Raw genomic sequence first — 23,026 nt, forward strand, 5'->3', positions numbered from 1 at the left:
GCATTGATTTCAGTATGTCGAGGCCCGCCGTGCCGCTCCATGCCAAACACCCCTCCTTTGCTGCCATGTCGGACATCCCGCGCACCGTCGTGGTATTGGCGTTCGATGATCTGCTGTTGCTCAATGCGGCGGGGCCGCTTGAGGTGTTTGCCGCGATACCGCGAGTGCTGGCCGGAGACTTCACGGCAAATCCGCCCTATCGGTTGCTGGTCGCTTCACCGCAGGGTGGCCAGGTCATGTCGATCTCGGGCATTACCGTGACGACCTGTTCACTTGGGCAGATCGACCAGATGGCTGCGTTGATCGACACGTTGATCGTCGCGGGCGGCCCGGGCATGGCCGCGCTGGAAGCCGACCAGCAAGCCTGCGACTGGTTGCGTCGTCGCGCACCAGACATCCGCCGGCTCTGCTCGATCGGTACCGGCAGCTTTGCCCTTGCCGCCGCGGGACTGCTGGATGGCCGCAAGGTCGTGACCCACTGGAAGTTCGCTGACGAGTTGCAGGCGCGTTATCCGTCAGTGCAATGCCAGACCGATGCGCTTTACCTGCATGACGGCAACCTCTGGACCTGCGGTGGTGCCACGGCCGGTATCGACCTGGCGCTCGGCCTGGTCGAACAGGATCTGGGCGCCCACGCGGCGTTGGCGCTGGCTCGCTACTTCACGGTGTTTTTGTGGCGCAGCGCCGAGCAACCGCAACTCAGTGCTCCACTCAACGCCCAGTCCAAGGCGCTGCGCACCGATCCGGATGTACGTCTGGCACGTTTGCATGGGTGGATTGCGGCAAATCTGAACGGCGATTTGCGCGTGGAGCGGCTGGCCGAACAGTTCGGCATGAGCCCGCGGCACTTTGCTCGCGCCTATGTCGCCGCGACCGGTGAGACTCCGGCGCAAGCCGTGGAGAACCTGCGCCTGGAGGCGGCGACCTGGTTGCTCAAGACCACCCGCGAGCCGATCAAGCGAATCGCCGAAACCGTTGGCTTTGGTCGGGAAGAACGCATGCGCCGAGCCTTTCAGAAGCATTTGGGCTGCAGCCCGAACGCTTATCGCAGTCAGACCAATGCCCCGCTGGCCGGGCCTCGCCAGACAAGCACCGTGACCATCGCCCTTGAGGGACTGGCCCGCTAAGCTCGATCAATGCTCCAGCGCATAACGCCGGCAATGTTCCAGATAACCTTTCTCATGTTTGCCCACCAACTGCACGACACTGGTCCACAACCACGACGGCGCATCGAGTGTCTTCGAGCGACACGCTTGTAGTTCACGCATCCATGAGGCACGGGTGCTCATGTCCATCTGCCGGGCATGGGCCAGCCCCACGACGCGGGCCAGATAACCGGCGGCGAGCATCGCGTCGGTCTGGCTCAACTGGTCGAGTTCCAGTTTCATGTCCTGAGGCAGCAGTTCGCGGATGAAGAAGCCGTGATCGAGCACGCGGGTGGCGATCATCCGGTTGCCCAGGCCCGGCGAGAGAAACCGCGCACCTTCGACCACACGTTTGCCGTTGTCGCGCGGCATCGCCGCACGGGCCACCCGGGGGGCGGCGGCGGCAACTGCCTCCTTGATATCCAGCAGGCAAAATTCCTGATCGTCGCCCTCGCCCACGCCCAGCAACACCGCATAACGCTTGAGCCCCAGCGAGCTGCAGCCTTTGACCCAATAGGCTGAATCGAGCATCTTCACCCGATCATCCTTCGAGCGGCCTTTCAATGACGTCACCAGCGTATGGACGTCAGGCGTTGCGCAAAGCGACTTCAGCGCGCTGCGTTCTTCACGTGACAGCGACCAGAAATGCTTGCCCAGCGGAATGGTCGGTTTGGTGTTCTCGATGCGTTCCTGCGCCAGATGCTTCCACGTGCGCTGCACGGCGCTGCGCATGCCGGCCTTCACTTGCGCGGGTCTTGGCGGCTCTTTGTCGACATCGTCTTCAAACGCCTGCTCATAGCCGCGCATCATCTCTTCCAGCATGCGCGCGGTGGCCACGCCGGGCAGATCCGAGCCACGGGCGGCCGTGGCCAGTGACAGCGCCAGACGGACCAGATCGTGCGCAGGATTGCCGATAACCGTTTGGTCGAGATCGCGAATGTGGATGTCGATCCGCCCCTTGAGATCGCCCGTCGGCCCAAGATTGCCGGCGTGACAATCGCCGCAGATCCATACCGCCGGCCCCTTAGGCAGGTTGCGGCCCGGCTGGCTGTGCAGCCACTCATAAAACTGCACCGTACTGCCGCGCACATAGGCATGCGCGGAACGGGCCATTTTCAGATTGCGCAGTTGTGACAGTGGTTCGAGACGTTCGGAGGGCCGTGGGGTTTTCATGGACGCTTCTTGCAGAGAATGTGTCCTGTTGACCGCCGGCCGCTCGCAAATGTTTCAAAGTATTACAGCGGCAATTCCACCCGGGCCAGCAAGCCACCGCTACTGCGATTGCTCAATGTCAATTCGCCGCCCTGCTCCCGCACGATTGCCCGCGCCGCCGACAACCCGAGCCCGACACCACCGGTTTCACGGTTGCGCGAAGTTTCCAGGCGGAAAAACGGATCGAACACCCGCTGCAACAACGCTTCGGGGATCCCCGGCCCATCGTCGCTGACGTCGATGCAGACGCTGTAGCCGTCGCTGCTCAGGGCTATGGCGGGCTGCTGCGCATACTTCTCGGCGTTTTCCAGCAGGTTGACGATCACCCGCTTGATCCCCAGCGGCCGGCCCTCATAGACCAGATGCGCCGGGCCGTTGAAATCGATCGCGATGTTCTGGTCGCGGTAGTCGTCGATGATGGTCTGCAGCAACTCCGACAGGTCGAACGCGGTGCTTTGCTCCGGCTGGGTGTCTTCACGAAAGAACGCCAGTGCCGCGTTGATCATCGACTGCATTTCTTCGATGTCGCGGATCAGTTTGCTCTGGTGATCAAGATCCTCCATGAACTCGCTGCGCAGGCGCATGCGGGTCAACGGTGCGCGCAAATCGTGGGAAATCGACGCCAGCATGTGCGTGCGCTCGCTGATGTAGTGCTGAATCTGCGCCTGCATGGTATTGAACGCGATGATTGCCTGGCGGATCTCGTCCGGGCCTTCGACGTTGATCGGCGGCGCGCGCAGATCACCGCCAAAGCGGCGGGCGGCGCTGGCGAAACGCTGCAGCGGCTTGGCCAGTTGCTGCGTGGCAAGCCAGGCCACCAGCACGGTGGCAATCAGGCCCAGAGCGATGATGATTGCGATGCGCGTGCCGATGTCCAGGCCCCAGGAGCGCTCGGGCGAAGAGAACAGCAACCAGCTGGCATCCGGCAGTTGAATCAGCGCCGCGTAACGGGCCAGCGGACTGCCGCTCGGCCAGTCAGCGGGATTGAACACCCGAATGTCTCGCTCATCGCCCAACAACTGATGCAACCCGGACGTCTTGTCGGCGATGAGCGGCGTACCACCTGTGGGCAATCCGAGGTCGGCGCGTTGCGCACTCCACCGCACACCCTGCGTCGGGCCGCTGGCCGCTTGCGCCAGTTGCGCGCGCAAAGGCGCCGGGGCTGCCTCAATCACCTTGACGGTTGCGGCAATCTGCTCCAGCAACCCGGTGCGTTCAATCGGTGGTCGCGCCCAGGTCCCGGCAACCTCCACGAACAGAAAATTGAGTGCCAGCGAAGCGAGCATGGCCGCGACGATGGTCAGGGCAATCCGCCGACTCAACGGATCACGGCGCAGGAATCGACGGATCATGAACGAGTGACCTTTGCGGTGAACATGTAACCGCCGTTGCGCACCGTGCGAATCAGATCCGGGCGCTTGCTGTCCGGTTCGATCTTGCGGCGCAGGCGGCTGACCTGCACGTCGATGCTGCGATCAAAGGCGTCGTGGCCCTGACCGCGAGACAAGTCGATCAGTTGCTCGCGGGTGAGGATGCGCTGCGGGTGTTCGAGAAACACCACCAGCAGATCGAACTCGCCACCGGACAGCGGAATCATCACGTTTTCCGGGGAGCGCAGCTCGCGACAGGTGATGTCCAGATGCCAACCGGCGAAGGCGATCACCGGCCGTGACGGCTCGCTCGCGGGGCTGACCTGCTCACCGGCGCGACGCTGCACGGCGCGCAGGCGAGCCAGCAATTCACGCGGGGCGAACGGTTTGGTGACGTAGTCATCGGCGCCCAGTTCGAGGCCGACAATCCGGTCGCTCAATTCGCCCATGGCGGTCAGCATGATGATCGGAATGCCCATCTGCGCCCGCACTTTCTGGCACAGGCTCAGGCCACCTTCGCCGGGCAGCATCAGGTCGAGAATGATCGTGTCCGGGCGCTGCTGCGCAATCGCCGCCCACATCGCTGCGCCGTCAGCGGCGACATCGACCTCGTAGGCGTGCTGGACGAAGAACTTCTTCAGCAGGGCGAGAATTTCCACGTCATCGTCGACGATCAGCAGTCTGCTCACGGGCACAGGATCCTCAGGCCAAAAAAGAACGCATCTAAAACTATTCTGGCGGGCGGGTCATATATTTCAATCGAGCAACATTCCTTCTCCCCGGACATCAAGCGGACATTCTGCGGCAAAACCCCTTTGGCACCCTGCACGCCATCGACAACCGGGGGCATTCAATGAGCGCATTGCACAACCGTTATACCGCCGAGGGCCACGACGCCCGCTATCCGTTGATTCTCAGCCAGCGCACCACCGCGCCTGAACACGATACGCCGCTGTTGTTCCAGGAGTTTTGCCTGGGCCTGTCAGATGATCAAAGCCGTATCGTCCTGCGCCGCTATTTCGAGCAGTACGGTCCGGCTGATTCGCAATGGGTGGAGTACGTGCATTCGATTCCGACCGCCGACCTCATCCAATGGATCATGAGCCACGGCCGGCTGCACATCGAATGCTCGGACAATACCCCGTCGGCCGGGCAAGGTTTGGCCCGATGAGAAGTCATTGCCTGATGACCTTGCTCTGCACCGCGTCCTTGAGCATGTCGGCCTGCAGCAATAAAAAGGTCGAACCCGAGAAGCCTCGCGGTTTTCTGCGTGACTACAGCGTGCTGAGCGAACGCCAGTCGCCTTCAGGGCAGCCTGTTCTGAGCTGGGTCAGCCCGGCATTGGCCCGGGGGCGTTACACTCAGGTGTACCTGGCGCCCAGCCAGATTTACCCCAAGACCGAGCCGACTCAACGGATTCCGCTCAGCACGCTTTCCGGTGTGACCGATTACTACGACGCGGCCCTGCGGCTCGAACTGGGCAAGGTGGCACAACTGGTATCCAGGCCAGGCCCGAATACGCTGACCGTCAGACCGGCGATCACCCGGGTGGCCGCCAGCACCCAGGGCCTGCGCTTTTATGAATGGCTACCGGTGACGCTGGTCGCTGCGGGTGTGAGCACCGCCACCGGCATTCGCGATCAGGACAGCGAAATCACCACCGAAGTCTCCTTCGAAGACGGCTCGACCGGCGAAGTGGTCGCCGAAGTCGTGGGCAAAGGCACCGGAATGCCACTGGAAAACGACAAGCAGGTGCTGACTGCCGATGACGTCAAGGCTGTTCTCGATGGTTGGGCCGGCGACCTGGGCCAGGCATACCTGGCGATCCGCCGCTAGACATTTTGTGGCGAGGGAGCTTGCTCCCGCTGGACTGCACAGCAGTCCTCCTCAACAGCGGGGCCGCTTCGCGCCCCAGCGGGAGCAAGCTCCCTCGCCACAGTTCATTCGTTGGGTCGGGAGTATTTTTCAGTCGTTTGCAATCGTTGAATCCACTCATGCTCGGGATGCAACCGAGCCAAATGTTGCACCAGCCATTTCCGGTCTTCGCGAGATAAATTCGGCAATGCCTGACTGAAATCGGTTTGATCCTTGGGACGCGTGTATTTGGCCTTGAACAGCAGAATCGCCGCAGGCCTGAGATAGGGAGTCCCCGTATCACTCAGTGCCACCATCGCCGCGCGTGGATAGACAATCGACGGATCTCTTTTATAGACCCACGTATCGGTCGTGCCAGATTCAAGCATCAGATCTACTCGCCAGACATGGGCAACGGCATCATATCCCCACACCTGAAAAATCTCCGCGCCTGGCGTCTGCCCCACTGGTAAAAACGCCAGTTCACCGTCCCGGACGGTATAGAAGTCCAGCTCGGCCAGCGCTTGCCGGAAGCGCTGAAAGTCGTCCCGCAGGAGGGTGAACTCCAGATCGCTGTGCGCACGGGTTGACCGGCCCAGCCATAAATCCAGCGCCCATCCGCCCACCACGCACCACGGGCGCGAGACGTGTTTCAGGCGTTGCGCCAATTGCTCGGGCGTCCACGGCTGCCATGCTTGTTGATCCGGTACGCTCATGCGCCCTGCTCCTTGTTCGCCACCAGTCGGCCTCGGCATTTTAATCAGCTAGCCTTGGTTTCTGTGACTGAAGAAATTCAGCAAGGAGCTGCCATGTTCAAGTTCATCAAAACCACCGTGATTGGCGGGTTGCTGTTCATTCTGCCCCTGGTGCTGATTTTCGTCCTGCTGGAAAAAGCCATTCACCTGTTGCGTGGTCCCGTGGAAAAACTGCTGCCGATGTTTGCCGGGCACGACATTGCCGGCGTGACCCTGATCACGCTGGCTACGTTATTCGGCTTGATTGTGCTGTGTTTTCTCGCCGGGCTGCTGGCCCGGACTTCGACGGCGGCACGAGCGATTGAAGCCACCGGCGACAAGGTGTTGAGCAACCTGCCCGGCTACCAGTTGATCAAGGACACCACTGCGCGGTTTGCGGGGATGGAGACTCCCGACGGTGCGAAGGTCGGCATGATTGCCGAAGAACAAGGCTGGCGCCTGTGTCTGGTGGTGGAGAGCGTCGGCGACTGGATGACGGTGTACATGCCGGATGGCGGAACGGCCGGTGGCTCGGCGGGCGAAGTGCGCTTGCTGCACGCCTCTGAGGTGATCATGACCGAACTGTCGTGGCTGACCCTCGCGGCCGGACTGCGTCGTGGCGGACGTGGGTTGCTGCAACAGATGCAACCGTGGTTGCCGAAAGGCTCGTAGAACCCTCCGCCCATTGCGTAACGGAGGGTTCAGGTCAGACCGCTGCGCTTATTGCGGCAGCTTGTCTACCGGACCGCAGCCACCAATGATTTTCGAGACCGAAACCGAAGGGTGGAACAGGTAATCGTAGGTGCAATTCTTCGGTTGGTTGTAGACCTGGCCGGTGCAGCCCGACAGCAGTGCGACGCCGGTGACAACAGTGATGGCGATCGTTGCCTTGAAAATGCTTTTCATACTGGATTCCTATAATTGTCGATGCGCCGCCTTCATGGCGGCTCAATTACTGACGCCCATCTGCAAGCTGCAAATGGGAGTCACTGCTGCCCCACCCGGTCTGGCCAGGTGAGTTGCAGCAGAGGAATGTTGAGGGGCGCGCGGGATTAGCGTCTGTAGGCCTTTTCCCAAGATGCATTCAATGCGCGAGCATGCCGTGACACAGCAGGCTCAGAACACCGCGCATGTGTTCGGCGTGTGCAGCCCGATCCGGCTCAGGCTCGGTGGCCAGACGGATGAACGCCAGGTTCGCGTACTGATTGAACAGCGTTGCCGCCACGTCGATATCGACCGACTCGCGCACTTTGCCGAGGGTCTGGAAGTGCACCAGCAATGCCTTGGTTTCCTCGATAACCGCCGCATTCCACGGCTCCAGGGCCTGCGCCAGTTCGCCGGAAAACAGAAACGGTGCCAGTTCCCGCCAGAGTGATGCCGGCATGGCCTGCAACTGGTAACGGGTCATCAGCCCTTCGAACTCGCACAACGCCTCCAGTGGATCGCTGTCGTCATCCAGATTGGCCCTAGCATCGCGCATCGCCTGCTCGTCCGGTTGCTTGAGCAACGCCAGCAAAATCTCCTGTTTGCCGCCGAAATAGTTGACCACCGTCGGCGCGGAAACCCCGGCCTGATTGGCGATCTGCTCCAGCGTGGTGGCGCCGAAGCCGTTGCTGATGAACAGCTCCAGCGCTGCCTGCGCGATGACTTCCCTGCGCTGTTCCTTTTGCCGTTCTCTGAGCCCGCTCATGGTGCTGGTGTCCTGTGTTGCTGATGGGCGTCAGCCTACGGATTTCTTTTTTCACCGACAAATATTTTCTTTACAAAAATTTTTTTAGTGACAAATATTGGCCGTGCACCGCAGGAATGAACGCGCACCCACTTGCCCCGTTTCTCTGGAGAACCGCCATGTCCGCCGAATTCGATCCGACCCGCAGCACCCGCGATTACCAGGCCGCTGACGCCGCCCACCACATTCACGCGTTCGTCGACCAGAAGGCCCTCAACGAGGAAGGCCCGCGGGTGATGGTCAGCGGTGATCGCCTGGCGCTGTGGGACAACGACGGCAATCGTTATCTGGACGGCATGTCCGGCCTGTGGTGCACCAACCTCGGTTACGGGCGCAAGGATCTGGCCGCCGCTGCCACCGCGCAGCTGCAACAACTGCCCTACTACAACATGTTCTTCCACACCACTCACCCGCAGGTGATCGAGCTCTCCGAGCTGCTGTTCAGCCTGTTGCCCAAGCACTACAGCCACGCGATCTATACCAACTCCGGTTCCGAAGCCAACGAAGTGCTGATCCGCACCGTGCGCAGGTTCTGGCAGGTGATGGGCCAGCCCGAGAAGAAAATCATGATCGGCCGCTGGAACGGCTACCACGGCTCGACCCTCGCCGCGACGGCGCTGGGCGGCATGAAATTCATGCACGAGATGGGCGGCACCATCCCCGACGTCGCGCACATCGACGAACCGTACTGGTTCGCCCACGAAGGCAACCTCAGTCCGGAGGAGTTCGGCCTGCAAGCGGCGCGGCAACTGGAAGACAAGATCCTCGAACTGGGCGCCGACAAAGTCGCTGCGTTTGTTGCCGAACCGTTCCAGGGCGCTGGCGGCATGATTATTCCGCCCGCCACCTATTGGCCGGAAATTCAGCGCATCTGCCGTAAGTACGACGTGCTGCTGTGCGCCGACGAAGTTATCGGCGGTTTCGGCCGCACCGGCGAATGGTTTGCGCATCAGGCCTTCGGTTTTGAACCGGACACCCTGTCCATCGCCAAAGGCCTGACTTCCGGCTACATCCCTATGGGTGGGCTGATTCTGTCGCGGCGCATGGCCGAGGCGCTGGTGGAAAAAGGCGGCGTGTTCGCCCACGGCCTGACCTACTCCGGACACCCGGTGGCGGCTGCGGTGGCCATCGCCAACCTCAAGGCCTTGCGCGATGAAGGCGTGGTCACTCAGGTGAAAAACGACACCGGCCCGTACCTGCAGAACTGCCTGCGTGAGGTGTTCGGCAACCATCCGCTGGTGGGTGAGGTTCAGGGTGTCGGGCTGGTGGCGGCATTGCAGTTCGCCGAAGACAAAGCCACCCGCAAGCGCTTTGCCAACGAGAACGACATCGCCTGGCGCTGCCGCACCATTGGTTTTGAGGAAGGCTTGATCATTCGCTCGACGCTGGGCCGGATGATCATGGCCCCGGCGCTGATCGCCACGCGGGCGGAGCTGGATGAACTGGTCGACAAGACGCGCATCGCGGTGGATCGCACAGCGCGCGAGTATGGCGTGTTGTAACCCGAAACCCATTGCCCATTGCCCATTGCCCATTGCCCATTGCCCATTGCCCATTGTGGGAGTCGTCGCACCGCCGCTCCCACAAGGGATTTGTGCTGCGCTAAACAGCCTTGTTTAAGCAACACTTGCAGACACTCTCGCAGCCTACACATCCTTGCGTCGTTGCCTACGGCTACGCCAGAATCCGCCGGCTTGTGCGCTTTGGAGCGGGTCTCTATCGTTTCCGGGTCGCTGACTCATTCAGCGATCGGGTTTAGCGACTCGGGTTCAAATAGGCGCACTCAGCATTTCAAGCTTCATTACAGATTCCGTGTCTGTGATTTCGCTATGGTGGCTGTATGCGGGAGACCTCCGGGTCTACCGGGTGCCTATTTCCGGTTCGCTAACCCGCGTACAGCCGCCACCCTTACCTGTTTAGCGACGGGTTATGGCGGCTCCATTGCTAATAGGAGCTTCACCATGTTCAAGGTAACGCCCAACCCGCCGATGTCAGACCCGATCTCGCCGTACGAATCCCTCGACTCGAAAAAACTCCACGAAGCCGCCGACCGCGCCCTCGACCATTACCTCAAACCGCCCACACCAGACATCACCCGCCAATCCAGCAACCTGTTCCACGTCAATCCCGCCGCCGACAACGAAACCCTGCTGGTACACGCCAGTGAATCGCTGGCCTCGGCCAGCGTCATGCTCAGTGATTTCGCCGGTTTGCTGGATGCCCCCTACCGCAACACCCTGCTGGGCATTCAGCAAGTCGTGATGCTCGGCGAACTGACCGTCAACCGCGCCCTCGACAACCTCTACCCGCCCGCCTGAAAACCCGATCCCCTGTAGGAGTGAGCCTGCTCGCGATGGCGGCCGATCAGCCGACTTTGAGGTTAATGATCCACCGGCCATCGCCAGCAGGCTCGCTCCAACTAGTGGATTGAGTGACATTTTGAACATTGCATCATTGGCGGACGCAAGCCGACCTGCGTTATTGGCTAGCCAAATGCCACTACATCACTTAGTCTGCGCGCCCCGCAAAAACGTTTGGCCAGGAAGGCTTTGATTGGCCTTCGCAACTGAACGTCATCAATCACGCAGATTCAGGGATGTTCATGTTTCATGTCTTCAAAATAGTGGCCGCCGGCCTGCTGGCCTCGCTGCTCAGTGGTTGTATCACCCAAAGCGCGTCGTGGGTCAGCGAACCATTGCAGGCCAAGGCCAACGAGCCTGTGGCTTATTTGATCGGGTCCATCGGGCCGCGCTCGCTCAAACTGTCTCCGGCGGATAACCAACGCCTGTTTATTCGCAAACGTGGTTCCCAGTACGGCGCTGCCGGTATCTGGAAAATGGCCGGTGCCTATTCAACGCCGCAGGATATTCAGGACGGCAGCGGTGCCGCGAGTGTCTTCGTCCTTGCTTTGAAACCGGGCGACTACGAGTTCTACGATTTCCAGTTCTTCTCTGCGCGATACACGCCGGGGCTTGGCACCGTTTACAGTTCGATGGAAGCGCGCGAGAAATTCAACCTCCCGCTGCGTCTTGAAGCCGGAAAAGCCTATTACATGGGTGAATATCGCTCGCTCTGCCCCAACGGCATCGGCTGCACCTTCCTCTGGCGCGATCAGCGCGCCCGCGACGCCGTGATCGCCCAGCGCCAGGTTCCCGGACTACCACCTCTGCAATCACTGAAGCTCGATCTGAAAAGCGCCGAACCCTATATTTTTGCCGATACCCCGCCGGGTGTTGCCGCGGACATCAAACCATGAAAAAAGTCACCACGCTTGCCACCGTCGCTCTGCTGGCCGGTTGTACCGCCACCAACACCTTGCCAGAGCGCACACTGGCCGACGGACAGGATTATCTGGCACCGATCCACGTCATGATCGACGACCCTCTTCAGTCTTCGTCGTTGCGCAATCATCTGCGCGAAACTGGCGTATTTCGTAACGTCGAAACTGGGTCCGGCCAAAACGATGCGTACAACGTCCAAGTCAAATTGAACATGCAACGCGAGTTCCCGCCGTTCCCGGTGGTGTTGTTGAGTTGTGCCACATTGTTCATGCTGCCGCTTTCGAAGGAATACGACACGCAGGCCGAGTTCTCGGTGTATCAAGGCGACAAGCGCCTCAAGCAGTACACCTATCGCAATAACACCCGGAAATACACCTGGTTGCTCGATCAGGGTGGCGAGTTGGAAGTACAGAACCTCAGCCGTATTGCCCGGGCCTTCGCCCAGGACGTTCAACATGACCGGTTGATCCCTGTCGTTGGGAGTGCCCAATGAAGCTGCCCTGGATCAAGACCGGTGCCCTGCTCAGTGCGCTAATGGCACTCGGCGGTTGCGCCAACACCCTGCCGCCCCTCGATTATCACGCCACGCAAGCCTATGTGCCGGTGACGTTGAGCCTGGGTCAGGCCAATACCCGGCACGAAGAATATCGCCAGGGCGAAACCATTTCTGCACTGAAAAACTCCGGTGCGTTTTCCATGCTCGACGGCGGTTACACCCGCAACGGCTACAGCCTGCTGATTACCCAGCCGTGGTCGGGCGAAACCCATTATCTGGCCATGTTCAATGTCCTGACCCTGTTCACCCTCCCTGTGCCTTATCACTACCAGAACAACTTGCGCGGCTCGGTCTTCAAGGACGGAAAACTGCTCAAGACCTATAACTATTCCCGCGAAGGCTGGAGCGTGTTGGCTTGGTACGTGCCGATCCCGGACAACAAGAACAAGCAGCAGATGCTGGATCAGTTTCTGGAAGAGTTGGAGAAGGACAAGCTGATTCCCTATCAGCCTTGACCGTTGGCTTTGCGCCGCCACAGCGAGCATTACTGCGGCGAGCACGAGAATAATTGGCGGAAGGCAGCCGGAGTCGAACCTGCCCGGGAACGGATGCCGTCCCCAACCGGGTTTGAAGCCCGGCCGCGCCACCGGGCGCGATTGCCTTCCTTTGAACTCAGGGTGCGTCGGCACTGGCCAGCGCGTTGTCGTGGCGGATCACGCGAGATTCGCCGATGCGCCGGGTCAGGCCGAGGCGGTCGAAGTATTCCAGGTACTGAATACAGCGTTTGCGTCCCAAGCCTAGCGCATCACGGAACGTTGTCACCTGGATCGACGGATTTTCCTGCTCCAGTTGCAACAGAATGTCGGCCATGCGCTGCCGTTGCCCGTCAGACAGAAACAGGTCGCGCACCACCTGATGCATCAACCCCAACCGCGCCAGTTTGCGCAGCAGCAGACGCACCACGGCATCTTCCGTACCGAGCGCTTTGGCAACGTCGCGCACCCACGGCGGATCGAAACCGGCCTGTTCGAACAGCGGTTGCATCTGTTGCCACAGGGTCTCGTCTTCAGCATTCAACCGCACCTGATGATCGGGCAGATGCAGCCACGGCCCGCTGGCGTTGATCGACCCGGCAGCACGCAGTTCTTCCAGCAGGCTGACAAAAGTCGAACGCTCCAGCGCCAGACCACTGAAGCGCCGCAAACGGTCGCGGTCTGGGCCCATCTGGTCGGGCTCCAGCTCATGAAACTTCGCCAGTTGCTCCAGCACCGTGAACTTCAGTTGTCCCCAGCGCTGCAAATTGAACAGCACCGGGCCTTGGCGGGTGTCGATCAGGCGCACGTTGGCCGGTAGCGACCAGCCCTCACGCGGGCGATTGAACTGACGCTCCAGCCGTTGCGGATCGAGGCCGCCAGTACTGTGGTTGAGCAACACCGGCAGCGCCTGCTCAAGCGTGTCGCTGCGGGCCAGGGCTTGCAGTTGCGCCAACCGTTCTGGGCTGCGGCGCTGGCGGGCCGGGGCGAACGGGTCGAGTACCTGACCTCCGCCGAGGGTGCGTTGCGCGCTCTGGTCGCGCAGGATCACGCGATCACCCTTCACCGCGTGCACCGGAGTGTTGATCAGCAGCTGCGCGAACATGCGCTCGCCAGGTAGCAGGCGCGTGCCTTCGAGCAACGCGACGCGGGCGATGACGTCCTGGGTGCCGAGATGCACGTGGACCGGGTGGAAATGTTCGAAGGTACGCTCGCCGGGCAACAGTTGAAATTCGATGTCCACGCGTTGCGTCGGTGCGTACAGCCAGTCCGCCAAAAGCCATTGGCCGCGATGGATCTGTTCCAATGTCAGTCGCTCACCGCTGATATTCACTGCCACTCGTTGCCCGGCGAAGGCCTGTTCAGCGACTGTGTTTTGCGCATGCAAGCCACGCACTCGCAGCGCTTTACCGGATGGCCCGAGGGTCAGTTTGTCCCCGACGGAAACCGTCCCCGACAACGCCGTGCCAGTCACCACAATCCCAGCGCCCGCCACGCTGAAGGCGCGATCGATGGCCAGGCGAAAACCACCTTCGCGGCTGCGCTGATGCACATCACCCTGGGTCTGCAGCAAGGTCTGGCGCAGCTCATCGACGCCCTGCCCGGTCACGCTCGACACCGCCAGTATCGGCGCGTCGGTAAACGGCCCGGTTTCGAGCAGATCGAGAATCTGCCGCTGAACCTGCTTCACCCTGCCCGTCTCGACCCGATCGCATTTGGTAATCGCCACCAGCGCCCGGGGAATGCCCAGCAACTGGACAATCGCCAGATGCTCGCGGGTCTGCGGCATCACCCCGTCGTCCGCCGCCACCACCAGCAACACCAGATCGATGCCCTGCGCCCCGGCGAGCATGTTGTGAGTGAATTTCTCATGGCCCGGTACATCGATGAACCCCGTCAGTCCGGCACCGGGTTCCAGCTCCGCATAGAGATAGCCGAGGTCGATGGTCATTCCGCGTTCGCGCTCCTGCGGCCGGCGGTCGCCGGTTTGTCCGGTCAGGGCTTGCAGCAACGAGGTTTTGCCGTGGTCGATGTGCCCGGCGGTGCCGACGATCACGACTCGACCTGCAACTGCGGCAACTGCGCCAGCCACGCCGGTTCGTCGTCGAGTTGCCGTAGATCGAGCCACAGCGCATCGTCGTCAATTCGACCCAGCACCGGAATCGGCAAACCACGCAACGCAGCTTCCAGGTTCAGCAGAAAACGCCCGCGCAAGCGTTTCGATACCTGCGGGCGCAGGCAAAGCGCTGCACTCGGCAGACGCGCCACCGGTTGGCTGCCGCTGCCGATCATGCCCAACGCCTGCACGGCGCTGACCTGCCAGGGTTCGCCCAAGACTTCAGCCATCGCCGGTTGCAGGCGGGAAGCCTGGGCGAAGATCTCAGCTTGCGGGCGAGTCAACAGCCGTAAACTCGGCAGACGTTCGGCGAGGCGATCGGGATCGCGATACAGGCCGAGCACCGCTTCCAGCGCCGCCAGGGTCAACTTGTCGACCCGCAAGGCGCGCTTCAGCGGGTTCTTCTTGATCTTCGCGATCAAGTCTCTGCGCCCGACTATCAACCCGGCCTGCGGCCCGCCGAGCAATTTATCGCCGCTGAAGGTGACGATGTCCGCGCCATCAAGCAGCGCTTGCCGTACCGTCGGTTCCGCTGGCAGGCCCCAACGGGTCAAGTCCAGCAGACTGCCGCTACCCAGATCCTCCAGCAGCGGCAAGCCGTGCCGATGCGCCAGCTCGGCCAGTTCGGCGGTGGGCACCCGGGCGGTAAAGCCTTCGATGCTGTAGTTGCTCGCATGCACGCGCATGATCAAGCCGCTGCGCGGGCTGATCGCTGCTTCGTAGTCGCGGGCGTGGGTGCGGTTGGTGGTGCCGACTTCATGCAGGCGCACGCCGGCGCGGGCCATGATGTCGGGAATGCGGAACGCGCCGCCGATCTCGATCAGCTCGCCACGGGAAATGATGCCTTCCTTGCGTGCGCCGAGGCTGTTGAGGGTCAGCAGCACTGCTGCGGCATTGTTGTTGACCACGGTGACGGCTTCGGCGCCGGTCAGTTCGCGGATCAGGCCTTCGATCAGATCATCGCGATCACCGCGCTTGCCGCTGGCCAGATCGAATTCCAGATTGAGCGGGTAACGTGCGGCCATCTGCACCGCTTCGATGGCCTCTTCGGGCAGCAAGGCGCGGCCGAGGTTGGTGTGCAGCACCGTACCGGTCAGGTTGAACACCCGGCGCACGTTGCTGCGCTGTTGCTGGGTCAGGCGCTCGCCGACGCGGCCGGCGAGCACTTCGGGGCTGATTTCAATGGCAGACAGTTGACCTTGCAACACGCTGAGCCGCAGCTCATCAAGCAACTGCCGCAAGCCGCTCAGCAACGCCTCACGGCCATAACGCTCGGCCAGCGGCAGACAGGCCGGGTGACGCAACAAACCATCAATGGACGGCAACCGCAGGGCAACACTCGAAGACATCAGCCACTCCCGAAAACAAGACTCTCCGGCGAGTGTAGACGCTCTGGTCATTCGTCTCCCGGTGCCAGCATCAGATTCGGTGCCAGACGCTGATAACCGTCCTGCGCCAGACGCATGTCGAGCAGCAGGCTGCCGAGATCCGCCGACAACGCTTCGCCTTCGGCATCGTTCTCCAGATAGACCAGTTTCAGGTAGCTGTTGCAGCTGGGGCAGACCTCCGCGCGAATCGGCGCCTGATTGGAGGCGTGGCGATCGTCCTCCAGGCTCAGGTAATCGAGGCCTTTGCTCGACTCGCAATACACGCACTTGACCCGCACCACGTGCCATTCGCAGGCGCACAGCGAACACACCAGATAGCGCAGACCGTTGTGTTTGCCGCGATGGCGGATCACCCCGGCCATCGCCGGCGAACCGCAGCCCGGGCACTGGCTGAGGCTGTCGCCGGGTTTCAGTTGCAAGTTCGCTGCGCTGAGCAGCCAGTGGCTCCACGCCGCTTGCAGGCCGGCGCCGAGAAACGGCACCAGCGCCGCCGGCACCATTGAATACTGGCCGCTGACCAGCGCCACCGCCCACGCACGCAACTGGCCGGCACTGGCCTCCCGCAGCGTGGCCAACGCGTCGAGCACCGCCGGCTGTTCCGATGGCACATAGCGTTGCAGCAAAGCATCCAGATACGCCTGCCAGCCGTCCTCGCGCACCAGCGTATCGGCGGCAAATGGCGGCAAGCCGTGGCGCTGACAGACTTCAAGGCGTTGCACGTCGATTGGCACCGTCAAGGGCGGCTCGTCCATCACCTGCTGCTGAGCCCGGCACAATCCGGCAATCAGCTGCAGATAATCGGCCAGCGGATGCCCTTCGGCCAATTGCTCCAGCCGCTGGGCGCGCAAAGTAAACAGGTTGTGCGGTGGCAGGTACAGAAACGGCGGCGAACTGGCCGCCGCCTCGATTTCCCCGGGTTCAAGAATGGTTGCCAAAGTTCAGCCCTTTTTGGTGATCGGTCGCTCCGGCACGTCCGGATTGCGTTCATCGCGGGTGATGTCGCGATACCAGAGTTCGTGGTGTTTCCTCGCCCAGGCGCGGCTGACCCAACCATGCAGCATCGCGTCCACTGAACCCTTGATCCACAGGCCGGCGTAGATGTGAATGATGATGCTGAGGATCAGTACAAACCCGGCCAGCGCATGCAGGAGCATGGCCCAGCGGATCACGGTGATGCCGAAGTACGCGCTGAAATACGCACGCCAGATCACAAGTCCAGTGAACAGCAAGCCAAGCATGCACAGCAGTAAAGTCCAGAACAGCATCTTCTGCCCGGCGTTGTACTTGCCCACCGGCGGTACGCTTTCTTCGTCGTTGACCAGCACCCGATCGATGCGGCGCATCCACTTCCAGTCGTTGTCGATGAAGAAATTCGCGCGCCAGAAGCGGAACACCAGGCCGAGGAACAACACGAACATCAGCACGCCCATGAACGGGTGCAGAATCCGCGTCCACGGCCCGCCGCCGAACAGGTTGGTCAGCCAGAACATCGACGGATGAAACAACGCCAGCCCGGACAGTCCGGCCATGAAGAACAGAATCGCCACCAGCCAGTGATTGGTGCGCTGGTTGGCGGTGTAGCGCAGGATCGTCTTGTTGCTCATGGCCGGTCCTCCCCGCGTGGATCGAAGGTGTGCACCGCCGGATCGACGACATGCACCGAAGTATCCGGTGGCGCCGGATGATCATCCTCCTCGGTGCGGTTCGGCCCGATGCGCACATAGTGAAAGAACCCGGCCAGTACCGCCGCGCCCATCGCCAGCAGGCCCAGCGGTTTGCTGATGCCTTTCCACAAGCCCAGCAGCGGACTGATGGCCGGCGCCTCCGGCAACCCGGCGTAGATCTTCGGTGTGTCGGCGTGGTGCAACACGTACATCACATGAGTGCCGCCGACGCCTTCCGGGTCGTACAGACCGGCGTTGTCGAAGCCACGGCTTTTCAGGTCGACGATGCGTTCGGCGGCGTGTTCCTTCATGTCTTCCTTGCTGCCGAAGACGATGGCCCCGGTCGGACAGGTTTTCACGCACGCCGGTTCCAGCCCTACCGCGACGCGGTCGGAACACAAGGTGCATTTGTAGGCCTTGTGATCCTTCTGCGAGATCCGCGGAATGTTGAACGGGCAACCGGTGATGCAGTAGCCGCAACCGATGCAGTGATCCTGATCGAAATCGACGATGCCGTTGGCGTGTTTGATGATCGCCCCGGGACTTGGGCATGCCGCGAGGCACCCCGGCTCGGCGCAGTGCATGCAGCCGTCCTTGCGGATCAGCCACTCGAGGTTGCCGGCGTCGGTTTCGTGTTCGGTGAAGCGCATCAAGGTCCAGGTTTCTGCGCTCAGGTCCTGCGGGTTGTCGTAGGTGCCGTGGTTGTGGCCGACTTCGTCGCGCAGCTCGTTCCATTCCGAGCAGGCGACCTGGCAGGCCTTGCAGCCGATGCATTTGGTGGTGTCGATCAGCTTGGCGACTTCCTGCTGATTCCTCACCGAGGGCGGCACCGTGGTGGTGGCCGAGCGGGCAATGATGTCTTGGCTGGCCATTTACAGTTTCTCCACGTTGACCAGGAATGACTTGGATTCCGGGGTCTGTGTGTTGCCATCGCCGAGGAACGGCACCAGGGTGTTGGTCAGGTAACCGTGGCGCGTCTGGCCGGTGAATCCCCAGTGCAGCGGGATGCCGATCTGATGCACCACCTGGCCGTTGACCTGCAGCGGCCGGATGCGTTTGGTCACCACCGCCACCGCCTCGATGAACCCGCGCTTGCAGCTGACCCGCACCCGATCTCCGGCAGCGATGCCCTTCTCCTTCGCCAGCACTTCGCCGATTTCGACGAACTGCTCGGGCTGGGCAATCGCATTCAACTTGCAATGCTTGCTCCAGAAGTGGAAGTGCTCGGTCAGCCGGTAACTGGTGCCGGCGTACGGGAAGTCCTTGGCTTCGCCGAGGCTTTCCCAGACCGAATCGAAGATCCGCGCCGCCGGGTTGCTGGTGGCTTTCTTGTTTTGCGGGTGCAGCGGGTTGATGCCGATCGGCGTTTCGAACGGCTCGTAGTGCTCGGGAAATGGCCCCTCGTTCATCTTGTCAACGGCGAAAAACCGCGCCACGCCCTCGGGGTTCATGATGAACGGGTTCATCCCGGCTTCCGGCGGCACATCGGCCTTGTAGTCCGGCACATCGGTTCCGCCCCAGGCCTTGCCGCTCCACCATACCAGGCGCTTTTTCGGATCCCACGGTTTGCCCGAGACATCCGCCGAAGCGCGGTTATAGAGAATCCTCCGGTTGGCCGGCCACGCCCAGGCCCAGCCCAGATGCTGGTGCATGCCATACGGGTCGGCATTGTCGCGCCGGGCCATCTGGTTACCGGCTTCGGTCCAACTGCCGGCGAAGATCCAGCAGCCGGAGGCGGTGCTGCCGTCATCCTTGAGCTGAGCGAACGCGGCCAGTTGCGAGCCGGCCTTGACCGTCGCACCGCTGGCATCGGTGAAGTCGGCCATGGCGCTGCCGTTGATCTCCTTGGCCAGTTCCTCCGGCGAAGGCTCGTCCGGGATCTTGTATGGCCACGACAGTTTCAGCAGCGGATCGGCGAACTTGCCACCCTCGGCCTGATAACGCTTGCGCAGGCGCAGGAACAATTCGCTCATGATGCGGATGTCGGTCTGCGCTTCGCCGGGGCCATCGGCGCCCTTCCAGTGCCATTGCAGCCAGCGGCTGCTGTTGACCAGCGAACCGTCCTCCTCGGCAAAGCAGGTGGTCGGCAGGCGAATCACTTCGGTCTGGATCTCGGCGCTTTTCACGTCGTTGTACGGCCCGACGTTGTGCCAGAACTCCGAGGTCTCGGTGGCCAGCGGATCCATCACCACCAGCCACTTGAGCTTGGCCAGTGCGCCCATCACCCGGTTCTTGTCGGGCAACGCGGCAATCGGATTGAAGCCCTGGCACATGTAGCCGTTGACCTTGCCCTGGCTCATCAGGTCGAACATCTTCAGGACGTCGTAGTTGGGGATGTCGAGTTTCGGCAGATAGTCGTAATTCCAGTTGTTCTCCAGCGTGGCGTTGGCGCCGTACCACGACTTCATCAGGCTGACGTGGAATTTGCTGTAGTTCTGCCAATAGGACAGTTGCCCCGGACGCAACGGCATTTGCGTACGTTTTTTGATAAAGGCGTTGTAGTCCTGCTCGCCATCGCTGCCCAGGGTCAGATAACCCGGCAACGAGTTGGACAGCAACCCGAGGTCGGTCAGGCCCTGAATGTTCGAGTGTCCGCGCAAGGCATTGACGCCGCCGCCCGGCATGCCGACGTTGCCCAGCAGCAGTTGCACCATCGCCGCGCTGCGGATGATCTGTGCGCCGATCGAATGCTGCGTCCAGCCGAGCGCATAGAGAATGGTCATGGTCTTGCCGGGCGTTGAGCACGTGGCAATCTCATCCCAGATTTTCTGCATGGCATCGACCGGCATCCCGCAGATCTGGCTCGCCAGATCAATGTTGTAGCGGCTGTAATGCTGCTTCATCAATTGATAGACGCACTGCGGATCCTGCAGGGTCGGGTCGACCTTGACGAAGCCGTCTTCACCCAGCTCGTAACCCCAGCCGGATTTGTCGGTGTAGCTGCGCTTGGCTGCGTCGTAGCCGCTGAAGATGCCGTCTTCAAAGCCATAGCCGGCTTTGACGATGAACGACACGTCGGTGTAATTGCGCACGTATTCGTGCTGGATCTTGTCCTGGGTCAGCAGGTAATTGATCAACCCGCCCATGAAGGCGATGTCGGTACCGGTGCGGATCGGCGCGTAATAGTCGGCCACCGAAGCGGTCCGGGTAAAACGCGGGTCGACCACGATCAGCCGGGCAGCGTTATGCGCCTTGGCCTCGGTCACCCATTTGAAGCCGCACGGATGCGCTTCTGCTGCGTTGCCGCCCATCACCAGGATCAGATTCGCGTTGGCGATATCGGTCCAGGTGTTGGTCATGGCTCCACGGCCGTACGTCGGGGCAAGACTTGCCACCGTCGGGCCGTGTCAGACACGCGCCTGGTTATCGAACCCCAGCATGCCGAGACTGCGAATCACCTTCTGGGTGATGTAGCCTGCTTCGTTGGACGCAGCCGACGCGGCGAGGAATCCGGTGGTCAGCCAGCGATTCACCGTTTGCCCGGTGGCGTTCTTCTCGATGAAGTTGGCGTCGCGGTCGGCCTTCATCAGGTCGGCGATGCGATCCAGCGCTTCATCCCAGCTGATCCGGGTCCACTCGCTGCTGCCGGGTTTGCGCACCTGCGGATATTGCAGGCGGCCCGGGCTGTGAATGAAGTCCAGCAGCCCCGCGCCTTTTGGACACAGGGTGCCGCGGTTGACCGGGTGGTCGGCGTCGCCCTCGATGTGGATGATGTTTTGCGCGACGTTCTTCGCGGCATCGCCCTGGCTGTACATGATCAACCCGCAACCGACCGAGCAATACGGGCAGGTGTTGCGGGTTTCATGGGTGTGGGCAAGCTTGAAGTGACGCACCTGCTCGGCGAAGGCCAGCGTCGGGGCCATGCCCAACGCGCCCAGGCTAGAGCCTGCAAGGCCGATACCGGCGACCTTGAAGAATTGACGACGGCTGAGATCCATCGTGCACTCCTGATCAGGTGGAACCCGGTACTTGAGCCGGGCTTTTTCTGGACAAACACGGTTACGGCAGAATGCCTGCCGGTTTTTTCACTGTAGACAATGACCACACGTTCTGTGTGAAAACCGACCGTCGGCCGTTTGTCGGTACATCCGCCAACAAACGCAAAAACCCTGTGGGAGCTGGCTTGCCAGCGAAAGCGGTGGATCAGTCAACACTAATAGCGACAGTGACGACGCCATCGCTGGCAAGCCAGCTCCCACAAGGATCGCGTAGGGCTTAGAATGCCCGGCAGGACCCATCCCGCCTTCACGAGACCGCGCATGACTTTCGATTTTGATCAGGTATTCGACCGCCACAACACCGGCAGCACCAAGTGGAGCCGCTACCCGACCGATGTGTTGCCGATGTGGGTCGCTGATATGGATTTCGCCGCGCCTCCGGTGATCATCGAGGCGTTGCAGCAGCGCCTGCTGCACCCGCTGGTGGGCTATAGCGTGGCGCAGGACAATCTGCGTGAAGCCATCGTCGCCGACCTGTGGAACAAGTTCGCCTGGAAGGTCAAACCACAGGAACTGATTTTCCTGCCCGGCGTTGAATCCGGTTTCAACATGGCTTTGAAAGCCTTGGTGCAGCCGCAGCAGAACGTCGTGGTGCAAGTGCCGAACTACCCGCCGCTGCGGCATGCGCCGGGGCATTGGGGGCTGAACAAGGTTGAGCTGGAATTTGTCGCCCAGGCCGATGGCACTTACGCCACGCCGCTGGAGACCCTGCGCGAATCGCTGAACGGTGGCGGTGCCCTGCTCCTGAGCAACCCGCACAATCCGATCGGCAAAGTGTTTACTCGTGAAGAGCTGCAAGCCGTAGCCGATATCTGCGCCGCGCAGGACGCCTGGATCATCTCCGACGAGATCCACGCCGAGCTGTGCTTCGACGGCCGCGTACATGTTCCGACCGCCTCCCTCAGCTCGGAAATCGCCAAGCGCACCATCACCCTGATGTCGGCGAGCAAGGCTTACAACATCGCCGGCCTCAAAACCTCGTTCATGATCATCCAGGACGCCGCCCTGCGCGAGCGCGTCAACCATGCACGTTGTGGCATGGTCGATAGCGTCAATCCGTTGGGCATGGAAGCCACCCGCGTCGCCTACAGCGAAGGCGCGCCGTGGCTGGCCGAACTGAAAACCTATCTGCAGGCCAACCGCGACTGGCTGGTGGACGCGGTGCGCAGCCGCTTGCCGGGCGTGACGATCAATGTGCCGCAAGGGACGTATCTGGCGTGGCTCGATTGCTCGGCGCTGGAGCTGGGCAATCCGCAGCAGTTCTTCCTCGAACAGGCCAAGGTCGGTCTGAGCGCCGGGGTGGATTTCGGTGATCAACACCAACAGTTCGTGCGCCTGAACTTCGGCTGCCCACGGTCGTTGCTTGAAGAAGGCATCGCTCGCATGGGGCGCGCCCTGAACAACCGCAATACCTGAATCCACAGTAGAGCCCCCTGTGGGAGCGAGCTTGCTCGCGAAAGCGTTGGTTCAGTCAACCTTGATGTCGGCTGAAACACCGTATTCGCG

22 protein-coding genes and 1 tRNA gene are annotated in these 23,026 nt (G+C 61.5%); 10 read left to right on the top strand and 13 right to left on the bottom strand.

The window, feature by feature from the left end:
• Positions 1-14: 14 nt before the first annotated feature.
• Positions 15-1,127, top strand: coding sequence for a helix-turn-helix domain-containing protein (locus V9L13_RS07060; protein ID WP_338802003.1), 1,113 nt, complete (start codon positions 15-17; stop codon positions 1,125-1,127).
• 6 nt (positions 1,128-1,133) lie between these two features.
• On the opposite strand, the gene V9L13_RS07065 is transcribed toward V9L13_RS07060, so the two are convergent.
• The 3 genes from V9L13_RS07065 to V9L13_RS07075 all read right to left on the bottom strand — a co-directional run bounded on the left by V9L13_RS07065 (position 1,134) and on the right by V9L13_RS07075 (position 4,416).
• Positions 1,134-2,318: a DUF2252 family protein gene (locus V9L13_RS07065; protein WP_338802004.1), complete on the bottom strand. Its 1,185-nt coding sequence runs from the start codon at positions 2,316-2,318 to the stop codon at positions 1,134-1,136.
• A 62-nt stretch (positions 2,319-2,380) separates the two neighbouring features.
• Positions 2,381-3,709: an ATP-binding protein gene (locus V9L13_RS07070; protein ID WP_338802005.1), complete on the bottom strand. Its 1,329-nt coding sequence runs from the start codon at positions 3,707-3,709 to the stop codon at positions 2,381-2,383.
• Positions 3,706-4,416, bottom strand: coding sequence for a response regulator (locus V9L13_RS07075; RefSeq protein WP_027614282.1), 711 nt, complete (start codon positions 4,414-4,416; stop codon positions 3,706-3,708). Before V9L13_RS07075 ends, V9L13_RS07070 begins: the two co-directional genes overlap by 4 nt.
• Before the next feature lie 164 nt (positions 4,417-4,580).
• Between V9L13_RS07075 and V9L13_RS07080 the strand changes: the two genes are divergently transcribed.
• Together V9L13_RS07080 and V9L13_RS07085 are read left to right on the top strand one after the other, a co-directional pair.
• Entirely contained in the window at positions 4,581-4,898 is a 318-nt protein-coding gene (locus V9L13_RS07080) for a hypothetical protein (RefSeq protein WP_338802006.1), read from the top strand.
• Positions 4,895-5,563, top strand: a complete 669-nt coding sequence (locus tag V9L13_RS07085) for a DUF3313 domain-containing protein (RefSeq protein WP_262141821.1) — start codon at positions 4,895-4,897, stop codon at positions 5,561-5,563. The genes V9L13_RS07080 and V9L13_RS07085 overlap by 4 nt, the downstream gene beginning before the upstream one ends.
• A 104-nt stretch (positions 5,564-5,667) precedes the next feature.
• On the opposite strand, the gene V9L13_RS07090 is transcribed toward V9L13_RS07085, so the two are convergent.
• Positions 5,668-6,297, bottom strand: a complete 630-nt coding sequence (locus tag V9L13_RS07090) for an amino acid transporter (RefSeq protein WP_338802007.1) — start codon at positions 6,295-6,297, stop codon at positions 5,668-5,670.
• A gap of 93 nt (positions 6,298-6,390) precedes the next feature.
• On the opposite strand from V9L13_RS07090, the gene V9L13_RS07095 reads away from it, so the two are divergent.
• Complete coding sequence (locus V9L13_RS07095; protein WP_338802008.1) at positions 6,391-6,987, top strand: hypothetical protein; 597 nt, start codon at positions 6,391-6,393, stop codon at positions 6,985-6,987.
• 48 nt (positions 6,988-7,035) lie between these two features.
• Here the strand turns inward: V9L13_RS07095 and V9L13_RS07100 are convergent, their stop codons facing one another.
• Both V9L13_RS07100 and V9L13_RS07105 read right to left on the bottom strand, forming a co-directional pair.
• On the bottom strand, positions 7,036-7,221 hold the full coding sequence (locus tag V9L13_RS07100; protein ID WP_003224965.1) for a YhfL family protein: 186 nt from the start codon (positions 7,219-7,221) through the stop codon (positions 7,036-7,038).
• Between the two features lie 178 nt (positions 7,222-7,399).
• Positions 7,400-8,005: a TetR/AcrR family transcriptional regulator gene (locus tag V9L13_RS07105; protein WP_045122457.1), complete on the bottom strand. Its 606-nt coding sequence runs from the start codon at positions 8,003-8,005 to the stop codon at positions 7,400-7,402.
• Between the two features lie 158 nt (positions 8,006-8,163).
• Between V9L13_RS07105 and V9L13_RS07110 the strand changes: the two genes are divergently transcribed.
• From V9L13_RS07110 to V9L13_RS07130, 5 genes are all read left to right on the top strand, one after another.
• A complete protein-coding gene (locus V9L13_RS07110; protein ID WP_338802009.1) occupies positions 8,164-9,546 on the top strand; it encodes an aspartate aminotransferase family protein in 1,383 nt (460 codons plus the stop codon).
• Positions 9,547-10,005: 459 nt separating this feature from the next.
• Positions 10,006-10,362 (top strand): DUF6124 family protein, encoded by a 357-nt coding sequence (locus V9L13_RS07115; RefSeq protein ID WP_338802010.1) that lies wholly within the window; start codon positions 10,006-10,008, stop codon positions 10,360-10,362.
• A 278-nt stretch (positions 10,363-10,640) separates the two neighbouring features.
• A complete protein-coding gene (locus tag V9L13_RS07120) occupies positions 10,641-11,300 on the top strand; it encodes a hypothetical protein (protein ID WP_338802011.1) in 660 nt (219 codons plus the stop codon).
• Positions 11,297-11,818, top strand: coding sequence for a hypothetical protein (locus tag V9L13_RS07125; protein WP_338802012.1), 522 nt, complete (start codon positions 11,297-11,299; stop codon positions 11,816-11,818). Before V9L13_RS07120 ends, V9L13_RS07125 begins: the two co-directional genes overlap by 4 nt.
• Positions 11,815-12,336 carry a hypothetical protein gene (locus V9L13_RS07130; protein WP_103483467.1) on the top strand — a complete coding sequence of 174 codons (522 nt, stop codon included), beginning with the start codon at positions 11,815-11,817 and terminating at the stop codon, positions 12,334-12,336. Before V9L13_RS07125 ends, V9L13_RS07130 begins: the two co-directional genes overlap by 4 nt.
• A 54-nt stretch (positions 12,337-12,390) precedes the next feature.
• Here the strand turns inward: V9L13_RS07130 and V9L13_RS07135 are convergent.
• The 7 genes from V9L13_RS07135 to fdnG form a co-directional block, all read right to left on the bottom strand.
• Positions 12,391-12,486, bottom strand: a tRNA-Sec gene (locus tag V9L13_RS07135).
• 7 nt (positions 12,487-12,493) lie between these two features.
• Positions 12,494-14,410, bottom strand: a complete 1,917-nt coding sequence (gene selB / locus V9L13_RS07140; RefSeq protein WP_338802843.1) for a selenocysteine-specific translation elongation factor — start codon at positions 14,408-14,410, stop codon at positions 12,494-12,496.
• The gene (selA, locus tag V9L13_RS07145) at positions 14,407-15,819 is read right to left on the bottom strand and encodes an L-seryl-tRNA(Sec) selenium transferase (protein WP_338802013.1); all 1,413 of its coding nucleotides are present in this window, start codon (positions 15,817-15,819) and stop codon (positions 14,407-14,409) included. The genes selB and selA overlap by 4 nt, the downstream gene beginning before the upstream one ends.
• A 47-nt stretch (positions 15,820-15,866) precedes the next feature.
• Positions 15,867-16,793: a formate dehydrogenase accessory protein FdhE gene (fdhE, locus tag V9L13_RS07150; protein WP_338802014.1), complete on the bottom strand. Its 927-nt coding sequence runs from the start codon at positions 16,791-16,793 to the stop codon at positions 15,867-15,869.
• A 3-nt stretch (positions 16,794-16,796) separates the two neighbouring features.
• Positions 16,797-17,462 (bottom strand): formate dehydrogenase subunit gamma, encoded by a 666-nt coding sequence (locus V9L13_RS07155; protein ID WP_338802015.1) that lies wholly within the window; start codon positions 17,460-17,462, stop codon positions 16,797-16,799.
• Positions 17,459-18,394, bottom strand: a complete 936-nt coding sequence (gene fdxH / locus V9L13_RS07160; protein ID WP_338802016.1) for a formate dehydrogenase subunit beta — start codon at positions 18,392-18,394, stop codon at positions 17,459-17,461. The genes V9L13_RS07155 and fdxH overlap by 4 nt, the downstream gene beginning before the upstream one ends.
• Complete coding sequence (fdnG, locus tag V9L13_RS07165) at positions 18,395-21,460, bottom strand: formate dehydrogenase-N subunit alpha (protein WP_338802017.1); 3,066 nt, start codon at positions 21,458-21,460, stop codon at positions 18,395-18,397.
• Positions 21,461-21,781: 321 nt separating this feature from the next.
• Between fdnG and V9L13_RS07170 the strand changes: the two genes are divergently transcribed.
• The gene (locus V9L13_RS07170; protein WP_338802018.1) at positions 21,782-22,936 is read left to right on the top strand and encodes a PatB family C-S lyase; all 1,155 of its coding nucleotides are present in this window, start codon (positions 21,782-21,784) and stop codon (positions 22,934-22,936) included.
• Positions 22,937-23,026: the final 90 nt, after the last annotated feature.

This window comes from Pseudomonas sp. RSB 5.4 (assembly GCF_037126175.1).
Taxonomy (GTDB): Bacteria; Pseudomonadota; Gammaproteobacteria; order Pseudomonadales; family Pseudomonadaceae; genus Aquipseudomonas; species Aquipseudomonas fluorescens_H.